Source organism: Streptomyces sp. NBC_01241, assembly GCF_041435435.1.
Classification (GTDB): domain Bacteria; phylum Actinomycetota; class Actinomycetes; order Streptomycetales; family Streptomycetaceae; genus Streptomyces.
In genome coordinates this window covers 706,779-725,278 of record NZ_CP108494.1, presented here as the reverse complement: position 1 = coordinate 725,278, position 18,500 = coordinate 706,779, and the positions used below count along the sequence as shown (strand labels likewise).

Below are 18,500 nucleotides of genomic sequence, written 5' to 3'. Positions count from 1 at the left end.
GGACGGGCGCCGGTCTCCGACAGGAAGAAACGCGAATGATCGACGCACAGCAGCTGACCAAGAGGTACGGGGAGAAGACTGCCGTCGACGGGCTGGACTTCGCCGTCAGGCCGGGTATGGTGACCGGTTTCCTGGGGCCCAACGGCGCCGGGAAGTCGACGACCATGCGGATGATCGTCGGGCTCGATGCCCCGTCGAGCGGCTCCGTCACGGTCAACGGCCGCCACTACGCCCGGCACGAGGCACCGCTTCAGGAGGTCGGGGCCCTTCTGGAAGCGAAATCGATTCACCCGGGCCGCTCGGCCCACAATCACCTGAAGGCGCTCGCGCTCACGCATGGGATTCCCCGTCGCCGGGTCGACGAGGTCATCGACCTCGCGGGGCTGGGGAGTGTGGCGAAGAAGCGGGCAGGTGCCTTCTCCCTCGGGATGGGCCAGCGGCTCGGCATCGCGGCGGCACTTCTGGGCGATCCGCAGACGGTGATGCTGGACGAGCCGGTCAACGGGCTGGACCCGGAAGGCGTGCTCTGGATCCGCAACCTGCTGAAGGCGCTCGCTGAGGAGGGCCGGACCGTGTTCGTGTCGTCCCATCTGATGAGCGAGATGGCCCTGGTGGCGGACCATCTCATCATCGTGGGTCGTGGCCGGCTGCTGGCCGACACGACCGTGCGGGACCTCGTCCGCGAGGCGGGCGGCGACATGGTGAAGGTGGCCACGCAGGACCCCGCGAGGCTACGGGACGTACTGGCCGGTCCCGGTGTCGACGCCACAGGCCGCGCCGGCTCCGAGGAACTTCAGGTGACCGGGCTGACCGCCCGCGAGATCGGCCTGAAGGCGGCCGAGCACGGGATCGCGCTGTTCGAACTGAGCGCGCGGACGGTGTCGTTGGAGGAGGCGTTCATGAACCTGACCAGGGATGCCGTGGAGTACCACGGCTCCACGACCGGCATCGACTTCCTCGCGGCCGACGGGAGGGCGGCATGAGTACCCTCACCGCGACCGTCGAGGCGCCCCCGTCCGGCCCCGCCCGCCCCGCCTACCGGGTGACCGGACGGCGCGTGCTGTCCTCGGAGTGGGCCAAGCTGTGGTCGCTGCGCTCGACGTGGATCACCGTGGGCCTCGGCCTGCTCTTTCTCGTCGCCTTCGGGCTGATCGCCGCGAGCCGCTACAAGGCCGGCATCGGCTCCGGTCACCTGGACCGGGACTTCGCAGACTCCACGGCCGTGAGCCTGTCCCTCTTCGGCACCAACTTCGCCCAGCTCGCCCTGGGTGTGCTCGGCGTGCTGGTCACGGCGGGGGAGTACTCCACCGGCGTGATCCGCTCGACGCTGGCGGCCGTACCGCGCCGGCTGCCGGTGCTGTGGTCCAAGGCGGCCGTGTTCGGGTTGGTCGCGCTAGTGGTCGGCACGTTCGGCGCATTCCTCGCCTTCCTGTTCGGCGGCGGCATCGTCTCCGGCACCCCCGCCGCGATGGGCCTGACGGACGCGGGAGTCGTACGAAGCCTGCTGGGCGCCGGGCTCTACCTCGCTCTGGTCGGCGTGATCGGCACCGCTTTGGGCGCGCTGCTGCGGTCGGTGGCCGGCGGCATCTCGGTGCTGGTCGCCGCCCTGATGCTGATCCCGGGGCTTGTCTCGCTGCTCCCCAGCTCCTGGCAGGACGACATCAGTCCCTACCTGCCGAGCAACGCGGGCGAGTCGATGTTCGCCCTGACCCACGACACCACCACCCTGTCGCCCACGGCCGGGCTGCTGGTCTTCCTCGGTTGGACGGCACTCGCCCTGGCGGGGGCGGCGTACCGGCTCGTGCGCAGCGACGTCTGACCGCCTGCATCATGGACAGGTGACCTCCTTGATGACGACCACGTCCGCCGACGAAGCCGGCGGGATGGGGCCGCTGGTCGCCCGGCTTTCCCGGGGCGGCCAGCGGCTGCGGAAGGCGGACCGGGCACATCCATGGGTGCTGGACACCACGGTGGTGATGCTGGTCTTCTTCATGTTCTGCCTGCCGGACCTGTTGCACGGCGGCGCTGGGGACGGCGACGGTCCACGCCGGTTCCGACTCGCCTTCACCCGGCTTCCCCTGGCGGTCATTCTGGTCCTGCAGGCCGGTCTGGTGCTGCCGCTACTGTGGCGTCGGCGCAGGCCCCTGGCGGCCTTCGGCACCATTGCGGCCGTGTTCGTCCTCCAGTGGTCGCTGGGCGCCGCGCTGCGCGCGGACGTCGCCCTGTTCATCGCCCTGTACAGCCTCGCCCTGCACGGGCAGCTGCGGCAGTTGCCGTGGGCCTGCGGGATCATGGCAGCGGGGACAGTGCTGGTCGCGGTGCGCGCGTCGGCGGCGGTGTCCGTCTGGGACGCGCTGTTCTTCCTGCTGAGCACCGCGACTGCGGCCCTGGCGCTCGGCCTGATGGTACGGACCCGCAGGGCCCAGCTCGCGGGGCTGCGGGAGCGGGCGGCCCGCCTGGAGATCGAACGTGACCAGCGCAGCAGGCTCGCGGCCGCCACCGAGCGGACGCGGGTGGCCCGTGAGATGCACGACATCGTCGGCCACAACCTGGCCGTCATGATCACCCTCGCCGACGCCGGCGTGTATGCCACGGATGCGGCTCCCGAACGCGGCAAAGAGGCCCTGCAGCTCATCGGCGACACAGGCCGGACTGCTCTCGGCGAACTGCGACGCGTGCTCGGCGTGCTGCGGGAGGCGTCGGACGGCCCTCCCGTCACGCCTGAACTGAGTCCGCAGCCCGTTCTCATGGACATCGAGGCGCTGTGCGACGGTGTGCGCACCGCCGGCCTGGACGTCGTCTACCGGACCGCCGGCGACCTGGGCGCCCTGGACGGCGGGATGCAGTTGACGGTCTACCGCATCGTTCAGGAAGCCCTCACGAACAGCCTGAAGCACGCCGGGGCCGGTACGCGGGTGAAACTGTCGGTGGTCGTCGAGGATGTCCGGCTGGTCATCCGGGTGCGGGACGACGGCCCGGCCGGACGCCCCGGACCATCGAACGAGGAAGGACACGGACTGGTGGGCATGCGAGAACGAGTGGCGCTCTACGGAGGGAACGTCAGCGCCGGACCCGCGACCGGCGGGGGATGGGCGGTGGAGGCCACCCTCGACATGACACCCGGGGCCGGTGCCCGGTGACCACCGTGCTCATCGTGGACGACCAGCCGCTGCAGCGCTACGGCTTCCGGGTGCTGCTCGACTCCATCCCCGAGACGGAGGTGGTCGGCGAGGCCGCGCACGGTACCGAGGCCGTTCGCAAGACCACCGAGCTGCGTCCCGACGTCGTCCTCATGGACGTACGCATGCCCGGTATGGACGGCATCGAGGCCACTCGCCGGATCACCGCCGCCGGCGGCCGCTCCCGCGTTCTCGTGCTGACCACTTTCGACCTCGACGAATACGTCCACGCCGCCCTCCGGGCCGGAGCCAGCGGCTTCCTCCTCAAGGACGCGCGCCCCGAGGAACTCCTCGCCGGCATCCGCGCCGTCGCCGTCGGCGACGCCGTCATCGCGCCGGCTCTCACCCGCCGCCTCCTGGACGAGTACGCCCAGCACGTGCCCGCTCGCCGGAGCGACTCCGAGGAGGACCCGAGACTGGATGCCCTCACCGAACGCGAGCGCGAGATCCTCGTCGCCATCGGCAAAGGCTGGACCAACGGTGAGATCGCCACCCGCTTCGTCGTGTCCGAGTCCACCGTCAAGACACACGTGGGCCGCGTCCTGGCCAAGATCGGCGCCCGCGACCGCATCCAGGCCGTGATCCTCGCCTATGACCTCGGACTCGCCGGCCCCGGTGCCGGGTGAGCGGACGGCGGAGGTCAGCCCGCCGGCTCTGAGGCATCCCTCCCGCGGCCCGCCGCGCTTCAGCTCGGATGATCGTGCCGATGTCCTGTGCGGTGATGGCGTCCATGGCCCGCTCGGCCACCGCGGCAACGATCACCACGGGTTGCAGGCTCCTGTCGTGCCGGAGATCAGGGCTCCGTCCAGGACGTACAGGCCGGTCTGGCCCTCGCGCCGGCCGCCGTCGCCGCCGCCCGCGCACACCTGGAAACGGGAAGGGCCGCCTGGGAGGAGCAGATCAGCGAGCCGCTCGCCACCTACCGCGACCATGTCGCCCAGTGGCGCACGGACTCCCTGCGGCCCGGCATCACAGGCCGCCGCGAAGGCCTCGTGGAGGAGACCGCCGACGAACTGGCCCGGCTGCTCGACCAGTTGCACACCACCGGCCGTCCGCTGCTGCGCATCCTGGCGGTCCTCGACGGGCGGGGCCGGCAGGGGGCTTGCCGGGACTCAACACTTTTGTTGCCAGCGGGCAAGCCGATGTGGGAGACCTGGAGAAGACCAGCAATCAGGAGCTTGACGCTCCGGTTGGCGATTTGCGAAGGGCTGGACGCCATGGAAGACAGAGGCCCCCACACCGCGGGCGAAGGGGCCGGAGCCGACTCCGGTCCGGCCGTTGCGGCAAGTCCGCCGGTCATCATGAGCAACAAGCCCGGCTCGTTCGCCTGGGGTGTCCTTGCCAACCGCCACCCTGCCCTCATCCAGCAAGTACGAGCCGCCTTCCCGTACAGCCGTCGGCAGCACGAGGCCCTCGATGACCTGCTGGACGAGATCACCAACGGTGCTGTCGAACCGCTCGACCCCGAGGACCACTATCACGAGCACTGGGCGGACTCGGGGCGGGAGCACTTCGGGCGATCCTGGTACGACGTGCCCTTCCTGTGGGCGGAGAGCTACTTCTACCGCAGGCTCCTCGGCGCGGTCGGGTACTTCGGTAACGGGCCATGGCAGGGAGTCGACCCCTTCGCGCCGTTCAAGCAGGCCGAACTGTGCGGCGAGGCGGTGGGGGAGGAGCTGCGGGCCCTGGACGCGCTCGCAGACGCGCCAGCCGATGAGCGGGCCACGGTCCTGCTCCATGCCTCGCTCTGGGGGAACCGTGACAGCGGCGGCGAAGGGGCCACGAGCGTCCACGCCGCAGGATCTGTCTGGAGCTGTCGGGAACAGCCGGGTCCGCTGAATCCGTATCAGGAATGCGTCGAGACAGGCGGCACCGGTCGGTGGGTCACCCTGACGTCCTGATCGAGAAGCCCGTCGACGCTACGGGCCTGCTGGTCGCAGCGCTCGCGGACGTCGTAACGCTCCAACGGCGCCGGCAGGCGCGGATCTCGGCGTTCGACGAGGAGAGCTCCTTCCTGGACACACTGTCGGAGTATCAGTGGGCCAGGGACGCGGCCGGGCTGGCGCAGGAGACGCTGGACGGTTTGATCAAGCCGGTGATCGAGGTCTGCGAGTTCTACGGCACGGTGCCGTGGCAGCTCTCGTCCCGTGAGGTCGATAGGTACTTCGCCGGGCCGGGGAAGCGGGCTCAGTCGACGATGCGGTACAAGATCGTCAAGATCGACGGGTACTTCGCGTTCCTGGAGCAGCGGAACGCGGGCGAGATCCTGGGCCGGTTCGGCGCCGTGGTGGAGTCGCCGAACCGGCCCATTCAACTGGCCCCGGCATCGTGGTGACTTAGGGTTGCAGATCCCGCCGTCGCAGGCGGCGATGAAGGCGTTCTTCGGCCGCTGGCGCGAGGACCTGCCCTGGGCGCGGAAGTACCTGGTCGCCTGCCGCGACTACGTGATGACGAATATCTGTCCGGTGTCCGTGCGGAGGAGCTGTGCGGCGTTTGCATGGGGGATGTCCACTGGGAGCACGGTGTCCGGGGCGCCGGTGTAGATGACCGCTTCCTTGTCGGGAGCCGGAGGCTCGAAGCGGTCGAAGAAGTCGTGCCTAGCGCGAGTTGCTGAGGGGCTGGGACGTGGTCAAGCCGGTGCCGACGAGTCTCCGTGGCATGGATGGAGCGATCGTCGAACACCGTGCTTGGCCACGTCCCAGCCCGGACTTGCCGTGGTCTTCCACCGGACACCCAGCCGCGAGAATGACGCAGCCCTGCGCTTTGGTCCGCCGTCCGGAATGCCGCAGTGCGGCCACCCCGGGCTGGTAGCCCGCCGAAGTCGCGCACTGTCCAAGTTGTCGGTATCAGTGGACGATTCGCTCCATGATCCAGTCGACCAGTGGCTTGGTCACCTGGCTGTGCTCGGTGTTCTCGCTGTCGCACTTGAACTCGTCGAGCGCGCTCTTCTCGTCGGCTTCCTCGACCTTCTCGTACGGGTCGACGTCCCACTTGGCCGGGTCGTAGTCCAGCGCGACCGCACTCACGGAAGGGACGAAGCAGCTGAACTTGTACTTCTCCGGGATGTCAGCCCCGAGTGCCGCGGCGATATTGCCGAAGGAGCCGAGGGTGCCACCGGGCGTGCCGTCAAGGCCGGGAACATACGAGGTGAAGCCCCGTCGGACCTGGCCGACGGCCCGCATCTCACCGATCGGCTTGCGTGTTCCGCCGTCGGGCTGGAAGTTCGCCTGGGCGTAGACGACCAGCGGCACCTGCCGCTTGAACACCTCCGTGCCGGCCGGCAGGTCGCGGCCGGTGCCGTTGCCGGTGCCGTTGGCCACGCCCAGCTTGCGCGGCCGTCGCGGGAACTGGCCGAGGTCGCGCAGTTCGGCCAGGAACTGCGTGCGCAGTTCGCTGGAGGTGGCGACGGGGCCTTCGTACTTCGCGTCCGGGACCCATGCGTACAGCAGCTGCTGCGCGGCGGGGCTCCTGATCAGCTCGGCCTCCTTGACCTTGCCGGGCTTGGCCGGCAGCGACTCGAAGAAGTAGGCCATCTGCTGGAGGATCAGCGGGATCCAGGCGCCGTTGTGTGGGGAGTCCCAGGAGAGGTAGGTCGCGGTCTGGTGGTCCTGGTGCTGGTTCTCCATCTCGGCGAGGGCGTAGCGGGTGATGATGCCGCCCATGCTGACCCCGCCGACGATCAGTGGCTCACCGCCCTGCCTCTCTTGGATGACCCTGTTGATGGCGCTGATCACCACCCCGGCGTTGGCCTGGATGTAGGTGTGGCGCTCCTCGAAGCCGACCAGGACAACGTCGATGCCCGCGGTGAGCAGCTGCTCGAGGAAGCCCACGTTGCTGCCCGGGTAGGGCGCGTTGAAGTGGGCGAACAGCCCCGGCAGGTCACTGCGGCCGTAGTTGAAGCCGTCCGCGAAGATGAACGGCCGCTCCAGCTCGTCGTGGCCGTCGGCGAGGTAGACCGCAGCCTCGCCGAGGGCCACCTCCCGCCGGTACGGTCGGGCGGACCGAAGCGGCCAGGTGTGCTTCGGCTGCCGGTCGCTTTTGCGCGCCACGCCCGTCGGGGTGCCGAACCAAGGGCCTTGCGGCAGGTTCTTGGCGAACTCCGCCACCTTGTCCGCCGAGGACTTCTCCTCGGCCTGCTTCCACGTCAGTTCGACGTCGATCCTGGCTTCCTGTGCCATGGGACAGCTACCGCCTCTGCGTAGGTGTTGTTCACGGGCCCGCCACAGTCCATCCCTGATCACGTGGGAGCGGGCGGGCAGTGCACGGGATTTGTCACAACTCCGGGCAGAGGATGGGATCCGTTACCTGCCCTCATAGTGACCAAATGCGACAATGCCATCACTCAGCGTGTCGCGCAAAAGCGGCCCGTCTCGCCGTCACCTCGGTGGCGTGGAGGCCGGCAGCCTGCGCAGGCGGCACGGCTCCAGCCGGCCGTGATTGACCGCGTCGTACATCGGCAGGGCCGTTCATGCTCTGCGACCATTCCTTCACCCTCCGTCACTCAACATCTCGAAGCGTCGGGGGGCGGCCGCGTCACGTGCGCCCGAAACCAGGTCGGGTGACGAGCGAGGGTGAACATCAAGCTCAGCGCGGAGGGGCTGCGGCGCGTAAACCCGCATCGCGTGGGACAGGCCCTGTGCGACGAGGGCACCGCGGCCAACGGCCAGAGTGGGCACCAAACGGGCCGGCTGGTCCGGCTCGGTGTCCTTCCAGCGCGAGCTGCGTATGATGCCCGACACACTTGTGATGCCCATGCCGACCGGCTTGGGCAGCAACGAGTACGTCCTGGCCGCCCTGAACTCCGGTGCCGCCGGTTTCCAGTTGTGAGGCTGGCGATGTCCGGCATCCGGATGCCGGACAGGTCTACGTCCGGGCGCTCCGCGCGGACGGTGTCGACGGCCGGCACCGGTCGCGGTCGCGACGACCTCGATGTCGTCGGCCGCGTTGAGGATGAGCCGGAAGCCGGATCGGAGCAGTGCCTCGCCGTCCACCACCACGAGGCGGATCACATGTGTTCCACCTCGCAGTCTGTTCGCGGCCGTCGGCTGTACATTCGAATTACACACGCCGATGGCTGTCCATGCCTGCTGCACTGCTGCACCGAGAGCACCGAGCCCCAAGCCCCGGATGACCAGGGAGGCTCCGCGAGCAGCGGCTCCAGACACCCGGCAGGTGGGCCTCCGCCGGATGGCCGGGGTAGCCCGGACATCTGCCGGATACCCGGCGATCAGCCCACTCTCAAACCTGGAAGGCATGACTCAGTACTCAGACGTCGCAGCTCCTGTGGTAGACGCCCCGGCCCCCGTGCGCGACAGCGGGAAGGCACCGGCGGGCCGACTGATCGGGCTGGACCTGGCCCGCGGGCTCGCGGTGTTCGGCATGTACGCGGCTCATGTGGGGCCCGACCCTGACCAGGGCGGTGTGACCGGCTTCCTGATGGAGCTGGCCCACGGCAGGTCCTCCGCGCTCTTCGCCTTCCTGGCGGGCTTCGCCGTTGTTCTCATCACGGGGCGCAGGACGTCGAAGACGGGGCGGGCCGGGCGCCAGGCAGTGGCCAAGCTGGTGATCCGGGCCGTGATCCTTCTGGCCCTGGGCACCGTGCTGACCATGAGCGGCACCCCGGTCGATGTGATCCTTGCCTTCTACGGCCTGTACTTCCTGCTCGTACTGCCGCTGTACCGGCTTGGCGCCGGCCCCTTGGCGGCGATCGCCGCGGGAACGGCCGTCGTCCTGCCCCAGGTGCTCTACGTGGTGCAGCAGGCGATCGGCGACAGCGACGTTCGCTCGCCCGGTGAGCCCGACGGCATCGTCTCGCTGCTCTTCACCGGCGCCTACCCGGCCCTGACCTGGATCCCGTTCGTGATCGCCGGCATGGCCGTGGCCCGCCTGGACCTGGCTGCCACCGCTGTCCGGATACGCCTGGCCCTCACGGGTGCCGCCCTCATGATCATCGGCTACGGAGGCTCCTGGCTGGCGCTGCACGTCTTTCCCGGCGCCGCCGACGCCATCGGCGCGGGTGGGGCGAGCGTGTGGTGGTCCGACATCGCGGGTTCTCCGTCCGGTGACACCCCCGCCTGGCTGCTGGCTGCCTCCCCGCACAGTGAGACCACCCTGTCGATACTGGGCAACACCGGTGTGGCGATCATGGCCGTGACCGCGTGTCTGGCTCTGACGGACGCCCTCCCGCGGCTCCAGTCCCTTGCCCGGCCGGTCATCGCAGTCGGTTCCATGTCGCTGACCGCGTATGTCTTCCACCTCGTCGCCATCCGGTTCCTGGGCATCGAGGAACTACCCGGATCGCCCCTGTATGTCCTGCTCGGCTTCATCGCGGCCGCCATCGTGTTCGCGACCGTCTGGTCGCGCTTCCAGCAGCGCGGACCACTCGAATGGCTGATGACCAGGGCGACGGGCCTGGCCCGGCACATCCGCTGAGCGCAGAACCGGCCGGATCGACGCCCCGACGTCGGCGGTCGACGCCCCCTGGCGACGACCGCTGCGGTGCGCCGCGTGTCTCCGTGGATCTGTGCGACATCCCGTGGTGCGCCACGAGGCGCTATGAAATCGAGTGAGGGTGCGGCGTATGCCTCCCCGTTGCGGAGACCGCAGCCGGACATGAGGTCGATGACGAGCCGGAGCCCGTCGCTGCTGACGGCCTTCAGGGCATGTATCTCGTCCAGCGTCGGGATGGTGATCTTGCGGGGGATGTACTCAGGCGGGATGACACCTTCGAAAGGGTCCTCGGTGATTCCGCCGCGACGACGTGCGTCGAGAAGGATCTTCTTCAGGGTGTCGAATGCGTTCTGTTGGGCCGCCAGCCCGACGGAACGTTCCTCCATCGACATGATGAAGTCGTCGACGACCGTCGCCGTGAACGTGTTCATCCGCCGAGACTCGAGCACCGGCAGGATCTGGCCGTTGAGCACTTGAGTGACCGAGCGCACGCTGCCGGGGGCGTAATGACGTTGCCAGGTGAGCCACGTGGAGGCGTAGTGCCTGAAGCGCTGCTTGCCAATCTCACGCTTCAGGTCGGCCTGGGCGCGAGGAGTGGTCCGCTTCTCCTCGTAGACTTTGGTCAGCCGGTCGAGTGCCGACTGTTGTGTCGCGTACCCGGTCTCCTCACGTTGGCGCCCGGCAGCATCGCGGTAGCGAATGGCGTACGGGTGGGCGCAACGGTTCTGGCGGGCGCAGGCGCAGTTCTTGAAGAAGCTGCCCATTCCGCGGACGAGCTGGGTCGCCAAGTACACGTCTCCTGACCCATGCTGGGAGTTTGCTGACCAACGGCCTCCGAGCATGGGCCTGACCTGCGGCCGCGCCAAACTGCGGGACGTTGATGAGCATCCTCACGGGTATCTCCTAGGCAGGGGAGCAGGCGGGTTGTTGTCCTGCGTTTTCGCTGTTCAGAGTGAGTATGGGTAGATCGTGATCTCGGCTGTCCGTGGCGGTCGTGAGCGGGTTCTGGCGGTACTGATGCTGACACGACTTTGGTGACGAGCCGTCAGGTTAGCTGGATGGTCGGGCGGGTCTCGGCTGACCTGCTCCTGTCGGCAGTATCGGCCTTGCGGCAGCGAAGGGCACGTGCGAGAACGTCATGGGCGCGCCAAGGTCCGAATCAGGATGCGTTCGGTTGTGGCCGGACGTCGGTGTCTATGCGTACACCGGGCCTCGTCAGCACGTGGTGTAGGGGGACGTTCCAGCCTGTGCCGTTCAGAAACTCATCGCTGCTGGTCAAGCCGCGTATCTGTACTCGTTGATGACGCCGCCCAGTACTCGGGTGCGGAGGAGTCGGTGCGCGGTCAAGTCGGTCGAGGACGCCGGGTGCTCCTGGGCGAGGGGAGGAAGTTGTCCCCGGGCCTGGTGGGGGCGATGGCCGTTGTAGTGGAAGGCGTAGACGTCGAGCACGCGTCGAGCGTGGGCTTCGTTCAGGATCAGCAGGTGGTCAAGGGCCTCGCGCCGGAGTGTCCCGGTGATCCTTTCGCAAACGGCACACGCTCTGCGCGATTACGTCGTGGAGACCATCGGTGACAAGAACGCCGTCCTGATCGGGGATGACACCGGCGCCGCCTCCGGCCTGCCCCTCCCACATGCCGTCACCGAGCGGCCCGTCGACGGCAGGAGTCCCCCGCCCGGCCCTGCCTGCACGGCCGCCGGGCAACCGCTCCCCTTGCGGCACGCACCACCAACGCCCTCCCGCGTGGCATTGACCACGCTCCGGACCGATTACCCACGGGAGCGGACAGGGAAGCTATAGGACGCTCAAGACCGCTTCGAAAGGTGGCATGTTCTCGTGACGCTCGTAGCGCCTCCCTCCATACCCAGGGCAGCGGGCTCGGTCCCGCTCCTGGGTCACGCGATACAGCTCATGCGCGACAACCTCGGCTTCATTGCCTCGCTGCGCACCCGCTACGGCCCGCTGGTCGAGATCACTCTCCAGCCCGGCACCCGCACGGTGATCGTCCAGGACCCCGACCTCATCCGCACCATGCTGACCGACCTCGGCCCCAGCCTCGACAAAGGACGGTTCTTCGAGAAGATGGGCCAGCTGCTGGGCGACTCTGTCGTCACCGCGGCGGGACAGGAACACGTCCGTAAACGGCGCCAGCTTCAACCCGCCTTCGGCCGCCCGGAGATCTCCCGCTACGTCGACATCATGCGGGGCGAGACGACCGCAGCCGTCGACACCTGGGCTCCGGGCCGACAGCTCGATGTCCGCGAGGCCATGGTCAAGCTATCCCTCGACATGCTCGCCAAGACCATTTTCTCCGGCAGCCTGGACGAGGTGACATTCCGCCGGCTGCGTGAGGACCTCTCGGTGGTCATGAACGGTGTCGGCGCACGCGTCATGCTGCCCGACTGGGTCGAGCGGCTCCCCCTGCCCTTCAACCGCCGGTTCACCACCGCCCGGGACGCCGTGCGGGCCACCATCTCCCAGGCCGTGGCCGAGCTCCAGGACTCGGGGCAGGACACCGGCGACATGCTTTCCCTGCTGCTGCGCGCCACGGACGAGGAGACCGGCCGCCCGCTGACCGGGCACCAGATCGCTTCAGAGGTCCTCACTCTGGCCGTGGCGGGCACCGAGACCACCGCCTCGGTGCTGTCCTGGGCGTTGTACGAAATCACCCGCAACGCCGACATCGAACGCACGGTCCTGGACGAACTCGACACGGTCCTCGAAGGCCGACCCATCGCGCTCGAGGACCTTCCCCACCTGCCTTACCTCGACCGCGTCATCCGGGAGACGCTGCGGCTGCACCACACCGGGTGGCTCGTCACCCGTCGCACCGTCACCCAGACACGCCTGGGGCCATGGTCGCTCCCCGCCGGCACGGAACTCGCCTACTGCCAGCACGCCCTGCACCGCGACCCCGCGCTGTTTCCCGACCCCCTCAGCTTCAACCCGGACCGCTGGCTGGAGGACGCGCAGACCAAGGCGTTCACCCCGGGGGCGTATCTCCCCTTCGGGGCAGGCAAACACAAGTGCATCGGCGACCGGTTCGCCCTCACCGAGCTGGTCACCGCCATCGCGACGATCGTCCGGCGCCTACGGTTCGAACTCCCGCCGAACCAGACGGTTCGGCCAGTGGCCCAGGCAACCGTGCGGCCCAGCACACTGCTGATGACCGTGCACCAACGAAACGCCCCCGCAGAGCAGGAGCAATGCTCAAGACCCGTGGATCGGCCTCGGTAGGGGTGCCTCGCGGAACGCGGAGGGCGTACCCGCTTGAGTCGCTGCGGGTGAGGCCGGTCTCCGGGTGGAACACGATCGCGGCGAGGTCGGCGGGCGGTGGGGTCGCGGCATTGAGGCCCATCACCTCCTTCGCCAGGGTGTGGATCACCCGCGCGGTGATCTTCTCCCCGAGGACAGCGGTGTGCTGGCGCTCGGCCGCTTCGAGGGCGGCTGCGGCAAGGTCCTCGGCGCCGCGAACCTTGCGGTTGCGCAGCCAGGTCTCCAGCCGCTTGGCGCCGGTCCGGCGCAGGGCGGCCGGGACCTGGTAGCCGGTCAACAGGATCAGCGGGCCGATGTTGCCCAAGTCCAGGGTGCGCTCCAACGCCGGGAAAATACTGGTGAGTTGGCCGCGCATACGGTTGATCCGTCGGGTGCAGGGCCAGTGCCCGAGGCGTTCCCGTCGGGTCCCCGCCCAGGAGGTCGAAGGCCCGGTGGAGCCGCGCGTAGAGCTACTGGCGTTGCAGATGCAGTTCCGGTTCGCTCTTGCGTCTCCGTACTACGTCTCCGTTCGCTACACCTCGGACACGGTGAAGAGGCCGCCGTCCGGGTCGCGAATGACGGACGCGGCCTTCGGGGAGCCGGCGTGCGAGGAGGCGATCGGTGAGACCTCGCCCCCGGCGGCGGTCGCGGCCGCTGCGGTCCGCTCGATGTCCGGGACGTGGAAGTCCACGATCCAACGGGGCCGGATCCTCGGATCGGGGGCGGATTCGACGCCCCCGCCGCGCAGCGTGACGACCGTACGTCCGCCGACCTGGACGAAGACGTGGTCCTGCGCGTAGTCGACCATGCAACCGCCGGGCGGTCTGGCCCAGCCGAGGACCGCTGTGTAGAAGCCGGCGGCCTCGAAGGCGTCATGCGTCTGCAGGTCCAGCCGGGCGGGAGCGCTGCCGTACCCGACCGACCAGGCCAGGGCGGGGCCCTCCCAGAAACCGAAGACGGCCCCGTCGCGGTCCGTGGCGAGCGCCGCTCGCCCCTTGCCCAGGTCCAGCGGCCCGTTCGCGAGGGTCGCGCCGCGCTCTTTGACCCGGTTCGCCGTCTCATCGGCGTGCTTCACGGCGAAGTACGGTGTCCAGACCGTCGGCGGGCCGATGCAGGGGCAGCGCGATCCGATTCCGGCAACGGGCTTGCCGTGCGCCGTTGCCACCGAGAAATCGCTGCCGAGGTCGCTGTCACGGAAGTCCCAGTCCATGACCGACGCGTAGAAGGACTGCGCGGCAGGCAGATCGTGTGTCATCAGGTTCACCCAGCACGGTGCGCCGGTCACCGGCGTGATCCGTTCGAAGGCCGACATTCGATGCTCCTTGCGGTCGACGCGTCGCCCGCGCGGTGCGCGTGCGGCGTTTCCGGCAGTCGGCGGAGCCTTCGAACGTCCAAGGGCGTACCGGTCACCGCCGGCCTCTCAGCCGGACGGGGGGCGCACGAACCGTTCGGGGGTGAGTGGTTCGGCGGCCTGCGGCGGGTTGAGCAGGATCAGCGCGAACGTTCCGGGGAGCCGTACGGTCGGCTCGCTCCGCTCCTTTCCGACCAGATGTGCCCCGAGCAGTGCCAAGCCCTTGCGAGCGACCCCTTCCGCTTCCTGGGGCGTGGGACAGGCGCCGCGTTCCTGGACCGTTTCGAGGAACGACTGCCCTTCGCATGTGCGTCAAGGGCGGCCCCTTCCCGTGGACCGCGGGCGGGGCGAGGAAGGGGGAAAGGGCGTGTACCCCGCCCTCCGCGGTCCACCGATCCAACGCGTCAGGCGGTGATCCGCTTGTCGGAGCCGACGCGCCCGGCCGGTCGCGATCTCCCGGGTGAGCCGATCGAGTTCACGGAAGGGGCTGGTGCGCATCGGCATCACGCACCACCTCCGGGAGGAGTCCGGACATTTTCGTCATACGCCTCAAGTCGGTTGTAACATGTCGTCCAAAGGATGACAAGTGTGATGTCATGCGAACGATGACACGCATACGTCCGGGAGGGCTGGTCCGTGACCGAAGTCGACGAGCATGCCTCAGCCGAGATCCCCGGCACCACCGGTGTTCCGGCCTCGCTCCTCGCTGCCGCCACCGCTCTCGGCACGATCGACGCCGTCCTGCGGCAGGCCTGCACACCCGACGGCCCGGAACCCGCGGACGCCGTGCCCGAGCGCGTGGACGCGCTGGACGCCCTCCTTCTGCTACGGGACGTAAGCCGACGGCTTGCAGCATGGGAGCCGTCCCTCATCGAGGTCGCCCGCGAGGCCGGAGCCAGCTGGGCCGAGATCGCCCAGCCGCTCGGTGTCACCAGCCGGCAGGCCGCCGAGCGCCGCTACCTGCGGCTGCGTACGGGGCCGCTGGGCACCACCGGTGAACAACGGGTACAGGCCACCCGCGACCGCCGCGCCGCCAACCGCACGGTCGCCGCCTGGGCGCGGGACAATGCGGCGGACCTGCGTCGGCTCGCCGGCCGGATCACCTCCCTCACCGACCTCCCCGAGCGGGCCGTGGCGGCTGTCGACGAGCTCAACGACGCCCTCGGCGGAGACGACCCCGCCCGTCTCGTCGGGCCGCTGGCCGACGCGCGCCTCCACCTGGAGGACCATCGTGACCTCGCCGACCGCATCGACCACCTCGTCCAGCAGGTCGACAACCTGCGCAGGCACACCGCCAGCCGGCGGCGCGGAGTGACCATGCCCCCGGAGCGGCAGAACCCGGGGACCGCGCGAAGGTGAGCCCACGGGTCCGGCGTACACGGCCACGCGGCGGCCACGCGCCCGGCCGGTCCGCCACAGGAACGGCCGGGCGGTACTTCTGCGCTGCGCCGTGCCCCCGAACGCCTCGTCGAAGCGCTTCAGTACCAGCCGCGCCACATCCGGGTGCGCGCCCAGTGGCGCGGGTCCGATGCGGAAGGACCGCCGTCCGATGCGGGAAGGACCGCCGTCCGATGCCGGAAATACCGCCGTCGCGGCCCTGCCGGGATGAGTATCGGGCCGCTTCGTCCTAGGGTGCGAGCCATGGCAGAGAGTGCAGCTCACCGGGGTGCTGCGGGGTGGGGTGATCACTCTGCCGCAGGCTCCGGAACCCCCGACCCGCGCCGATGGCAGGCGCTCACGGTGTGTCTGATCGCGGGGTTCATGACCTTGCTGGACGTATCCATCGTCAACGTCGCCCTGCCGTCGATCAGGGAAGGGCTTCACACCTCGGAGTCCGATCTGCAATGGGTCCTCTCCGGTTACGCACTCGCCTTCGGTCTGTTCCTGATCCCCGCCGGACGGCTCGGTGACGCACGGGGACGCCGCGTGGTGTTCATGGTCGGGCTGGCCCTGTTCACCCTGGCGTCGGCGGCCTGCGGGGCTTCCCAGTCCAGTCTCTGGCTGGTCGTCGCCCGATTGGCCCAGGGCCTCGCCGGAGGCATGATCTCGCCCCAGATCTCCGCGTTGATCCAGCAGATGTTCTCCGGTCACGAGCGCGGCCGGGCCTTCGGCATGTTCGGCACGGTGGTCGGCATCTCCACCGCTGTGGGCCCGCTGTCGGGTGGGCTGCTGATCCAGGCGGCCGGGGCCCAGGAGGGCTGGCGCTGGGTGTTCTACGTCAATCTGCCGCTCGGGGCCGTCTGCCTCCTCCTCGCCCGGCGGCTGCTCCCGGACACCCCCTCGGCCGGCCGGGTGCGACTGCGCGATCTGGATCCCTTCGGGGTCCTGTTGCTCGGCGCGGGCGTACTGACGCTGCTGCTGCCGTTCGTCCAGGCGCAGCAGTGGCCGGGCGACCGGAAATGGCTGCTGATCCCGGTGGCCGCGGCACTGCTCGCCGCCTTCATCGGCTGGGAGTCCCGGTGCGGCAGGCGCGGCACACACCCCGTCGTCGACCTGTCGCTCTTCCGGGTCCGCTCCTACTGGCTCGGCTGCCTGCTGATCCTGCTGTACTTCTGCGGATTCACCGCGATCTTCTTCATCACCACGCTCTACCTGCAGAACGGACTGCACTACTCCGCCCTGCAGGCCGGGATTGCCATCACGCCCTTCGCGCTGGGTTCGGCCGTCGCGGCGGGCCCGGGCGGCCGATGGGTCGGCCGCCTGGGACGCCCCCTCGTCGTGGCCGGGCTGATCACGGTGGTCGTGGGGCTGGCGGGCACCGCGCTCGCCGTGCACCTGGTACCGGGGCGGGACGCGGGGTGGGTGATGGCAGCCCCGCTGCTGCTGGCGGGTCTGGGCAGTGGCCTGGTCATTTCCCCGAACCAGGCGCTGACCCTCTCCGAGGTGCCGGTGGCCACGGCCGGGAGCGCCGGCGGCACCCTCCAGACCGGCCAGCGCGTCGGTTCGGCGATCGGTATCGCGGCGGTCGGCTCGGTGTTCTTCGCCCAGCTCGGCGGCGACGGGTGGGCCACCGCGTACGACCACGGACTTGTCGTCGCGGGAGCCTTCATCGGGGCCGCGCTGGTCATAGGGCTGGCAGACGTGTTCGGGGAACGCCGGGGCAGGAGCCGTGCACAACGATCCGTCCGTATTCCATCGGCAGGGAGAACGCCATGAAGGAGAGCGAGCCGAGCGAAACCACCGGCACAGGCACCACCGGCACAGGCACCACGGGCACCACCGGCACGGACACCACTGGCACAGAGAACGGTATCGAGCCCGACGGCAACGCGGCGTACGGGCACAAGGCCTTCAAACGTTCCCGGAGCCACTTCGCCGACCGGATCACCGCCGACGGCCGCGACGGCTGGCCCGTCGAGGCCGGCCGCTACCGGCTGGTCGTCAGCCGCGCCTGCCCGTGGGCGAGCCGCGCACTCGTGTCCCGGCGGCTCCTTGGGCTGGAAGGAGCGCTCTCGCTGGCCGTCACCGATCCGATCCAGGACGACCGCAGCTGGCGCTTCACCCTGGACGAGGGCGGCCGGGACCCGGTGCTCGGCATCAGATACCTCAGCGAGGCGTACGACGCGCGGGAACGGGACTACCCCGGCGGCGTCAGTGTGCCCGCGATCGTCGACGTACCCAGCGGCAGACTCGTCACCAACGACTTCCAGCAGATCACGCTGGACTTCGCGACCGAGTGGACCGCGCTGCACCGGCCCGGCGCCCCCGATCTGTATCCCGAAGCCCTGCGTGACGAGATCGACGAGGTCATGGAGGGCATCTACCGTGATGTGAACAACGGGGTGTACCGCGCGGGCTTCGCGGCGGAGCAGTCCGACTACGTAGCCGCGTACGAGGATGTGTTCCGCCGCCTGGACCTGGTGTCCGAGCGTCTCGCGGACCGGCGCTACCTCGTCGGCGAAACCCTCACCGAGGCGGACATCAGGCTGTTCACCACGCTGGTGCGCTTCGACGCCGTCTACCACGGACACTTCAAGTGCAACCGCTCGAAACTGGCCGAGGACCGGGTCCTGTGGGCGTACGCCAGGGACCTGTACCAGACCCCCGGATTCGGTGACACGGTCGACTTCCGCCACATCAAGCAGCACTACTACCGGGTCCACACCGGCATCAACCCCACCGGCATCGTGCCCGTCGGCCCCGAGCTGTCCGGCTGGCTGACCCCGCACCACCGGGAAGAGCTGGGCGGACGCCCGTTCGGCGGCGGCACCCCGCCCGGGCGGGTGCCGCCCGGCGAGGAGGTCCCGCCGTCGGGGCGTCCCTGAAT

Annotated in this window: 13 protein-coding genes and 5 pseudogenes; 11 read left to right on the top strand and 7 right to left on the bottom strand. The window is 69.3% G+C overall.

Annotated elements, in window-relative coordinates:
- The first annotated feature begins 35 nt into the window (after positions 1 to 35).
- The 4 genes from OG306_RS02650 to OG306_RS02635 are packed head-to-tail and all read left to right on the top strand — an operon-like array spanning position 36 to position 3,805.
- Positions 36 to 983, top strand: a complete 948-nt coding sequence (locus OG306_RS02650) for an ATP-binding cassette domain-containing protein (protein ID WP_266744440.1) — start codon at positions 36 to 38, stop codon at positions 981 to 983.
- On the top strand, positions 980 to 1,819 hold the full coding sequence (locus OG306_RS02645; RefSeq protein ID WP_266744439.1) for an ABC transporter permease: 840 nt from the start codon (positions 980 to 982) through the stop codon (positions 1,817 to 1,819). The genes OG306_RS02650 and OG306_RS02645 overlap by 4 nt, the downstream gene beginning before the upstream one ends.
- 31 nt (positions 1,820 to 1,850) lie before the next feature.
- A complete protein-coding gene (locus OG306_RS02640; RefSeq protein ID WP_266744438.1) occupies positions 1,851 to 3,140 on the top strand; it encodes a sensor histidine kinase in 1,290 nt (429 codons plus the stop codon).
- Positions 3,137 to 3,805, top strand: a complete 669-nt coding sequence (locus OG306_RS02635; RefSeq protein WP_266744437.1) for a response regulator — start codon at positions 3,137 to 3,139, stop codon at positions 3,803 to 3,805. The genes OG306_RS02640 and OG306_RS02635 overlap by 4 nt, the downstream gene beginning before the upstream one ends.
- Positions 3,806 to 3,937: 132 nt before the next feature.
- Here OG306_RS02635 and OG306_RS02630 read toward each other — a convergent pair whose 3' ends face one another.
- Positions 3,938 to 4,219: a hypothetical protein gene (locus tag OG306_RS02630; RefSeq protein ID WP_266744436.1), complete on the bottom strand. Its 282-nt coding sequence runs from the start codon at positions 4,217 to 4,219 to the stop codon at positions 3,938 to 3,940.
- Positions 4,220 to 4,396: 177 nt separating this feature from the next.
- Here OG306_RS02630 and OG306_RS02625 point away from each other — a divergent pair.
- Together OG306_RS02625 and OG306_RS02620 are read left to right on the top strand one after the other, a co-directional pair.
- Positions 4,397 to 4,939, top strand: a pseudogene (locus OG306_RS02625) (ARMT1-like domain-containing protein); the annotation flags it as partial.
- Between the two features lie 137 nt (positions 4,940 to 5,076).
- Positions 5,077 to 5,712: pseudogene (locus tag OG306_RS02620) on the top strand (site-specific integrase); the annotation flags it as partial.
- Between the two features lie 313 nt (positions 5,713 to 6,025).
- Here OG306_RS02620 and OG306_RS02615 read toward each other — a convergent pair.
- On the bottom strand, positions 6,026 to 7,357 hold the full coding sequence (locus OG306_RS02615; RefSeq protein ID WP_266744435.1) for a hypothetical protein: 1,332 nt from the start codon (positions 7,355 to 7,357) through the stop codon (positions 6,026 to 6,028).
- A 309-nt stretch (positions 7,358 to 7,666) separates the two neighbouring features.
- Positions 7,667 to 8,188, bottom strand: a complete 522-nt coding sequence (locus OG306_RS02610) for a hypothetical protein (protein ID WP_266744434.1) — start codon at positions 8,186 to 8,188, stop codon at positions 7,667 to 7,669.
- A 244-nt stretch (positions 8,189 to 8,432) separates the two neighbouring features.
- Between OG306_RS02610 and OG306_RS02605 the strand changes: the two genes are divergently transcribed.
- Entirely contained in the window at positions 8,433 to 9,611 is a 1,179-nt protein-coding gene (locus OG306_RS02605) for a DUF418 domain-containing protein (protein ID WP_266744433.1), read from the top strand.
- A gap of 1,293 nt (positions 9,612 to 10,904) precedes the next feature.
- Here the strand turns inward: OG306_RS02605 and OG306_RS02600 are convergent.
- A pseudogene (locus tag OG306_RS02600) lies at positions 10,905 to 11,171 on the bottom strand (integrase core domain-containing protein); the annotation flags it as partial.
- A 292-nt stretch (positions 11,172 to 11,463) separates the two neighbouring features.
- Between OG306_RS02600 and OG306_RS02595 the strand changes: the two are divergent.
- A complete protein-coding gene (locus tag OG306_RS02595; RefSeq protein WP_371665090.1) occupies positions 11,464 to 12,864 on the top strand; it encodes a cytochrome P450 in 1,401 nt (466 codons plus the stop codon).
- 109 nt (positions 12,865 to 12,973) lie between these two features.
- On the opposite strand, the pseudogene OG306_RS02590 reads toward OG306_RS02595, so the two are convergent.
- From OG306_RS02590 to OG306_RS02580, 3 genes and pseudogenes are all read right to left on the bottom strand, one after another.
- Positions 12,974 to 13,276, bottom strand: a pseudogene (locus tag OG306_RS02590) (IS110 family transposase); the annotation flags it as partial.
- Between the two features lie 138 nt (positions 13,277 to 13,414).
- The gene (locus OG306_RS02585; protein ID WP_266744431.1) at positions 13,415 to 14,194 is read right to left on the bottom strand and encodes a VOC family protein; all 780 of its coding nucleotides are present in this window, start codon (positions 14,192 to 14,194) and stop codon (positions 13,415 to 13,417) included.
- Positions 14,195 to 14,317: 123 nt separating this feature from the next.
- Positions 14,318 to 14,530 (bottom strand): annotated as a pseudogene (locus OG306_RS02580) (DUF2267 domain-containing protein); the annotation flags it as partial.
- A 339-nt stretch (positions 14,531 to 14,869) separates the two neighbouring features.
- Between OG306_RS02580 and OG306_RS02575 the strand changes: the two are divergent.
- The 3 genes from OG306_RS02575 (at position 14,870) to OG306_RS02565 (ending at position 18,498) form a co-directional block, all read left to right on the top strand.
- Positions 14,870 to 15,592, top strand: coding sequence for a hypothetical protein (locus OG306_RS02575; protein ID WP_266744430.1), 723 nt, complete (start codon positions 14,870 to 14,872; stop codon positions 15,590 to 15,592).
- A 282-nt stretch (positions 15,593 to 15,874) separates the two neighbouring features.
- Complete coding sequence (locus OG306_RS02570) at positions 15,875 to 17,389, top strand: MFS transporter (RefSeq protein ID WP_266744429.1); 1,515 nt, start codon at positions 15,875 to 15,877, stop codon at positions 17,387 to 17,389.
- Positions 17,386 to 18,498 (top strand): glutathione S-transferase family protein, encoded by a 1,113-nt coding sequence (locus OG306_RS02565; RefSeq protein WP_266907470.1) that lies wholly within the window; start codon positions 17,386 to 17,388, stop codon positions 18,496 to 18,498. The genes OG306_RS02570 and OG306_RS02565 overlap by 4 nt, the downstream gene beginning before the upstream one ends.
- Positions 18,499 to 18,500: the final 2 nt, after the last annotated feature.

Coding starts and splice junctions, on each gene's coding strand:
- OG306_RS02640 (WP_266744438.1), top strand. CDS start 1,851: ATGACGACCACGTCCGCCGACGAAGCCGGCGGGATGGGGCCGCTGGTC.
- OG306_RS02565 (WP_266907470.1), top strand. CDS start 17,386: ATGAAGGAGAGCGAGCCGAGCGAAACCACCGGCACAGGCACCACCGGC.
- OG306_RS02585 (WP_266744431.1), bottom strand. CDS start 14,194: ATGTCGGCCTTCGAACGGATCACGCCGGTGACCGGCGCACCGTGCTGG.
- OG306_RS02645 (WP_266744439.1), top strand. CDS start 980: ATGAGTACCCTCACCGCGACCGTCGAGGCGCCCCCGTCCGGCCCCGCC.
- OG306_RS02570 (WP_266744429.1), top strand. CDS start 15,875: ATGGCAGAGAGTGCAGCTCACCGGGGTGCTGCGGGGTGGGGTGATCAC.
- OG306_RS02605 (WP_266744433.1), top strand. CDS start 8,433: ATGACTCAGTACTCAGACGTCGCAGCTCCTGTGGTAGACGCCCCGGCC.
- OG306_RS02650 (WP_266744440.1), top strand. CDS start 36: ATGATCGACGCACAGCAGCTGACCAAGAGGTACGGGGAGAAGACTGCC.
- OG306_RS02615 (WP_266744435.1), bottom strand. CDS start 7,357: ATGGCACAGGAAGCCAGGATCGACGTCGAACTGACGTGGAAGCAGGCC.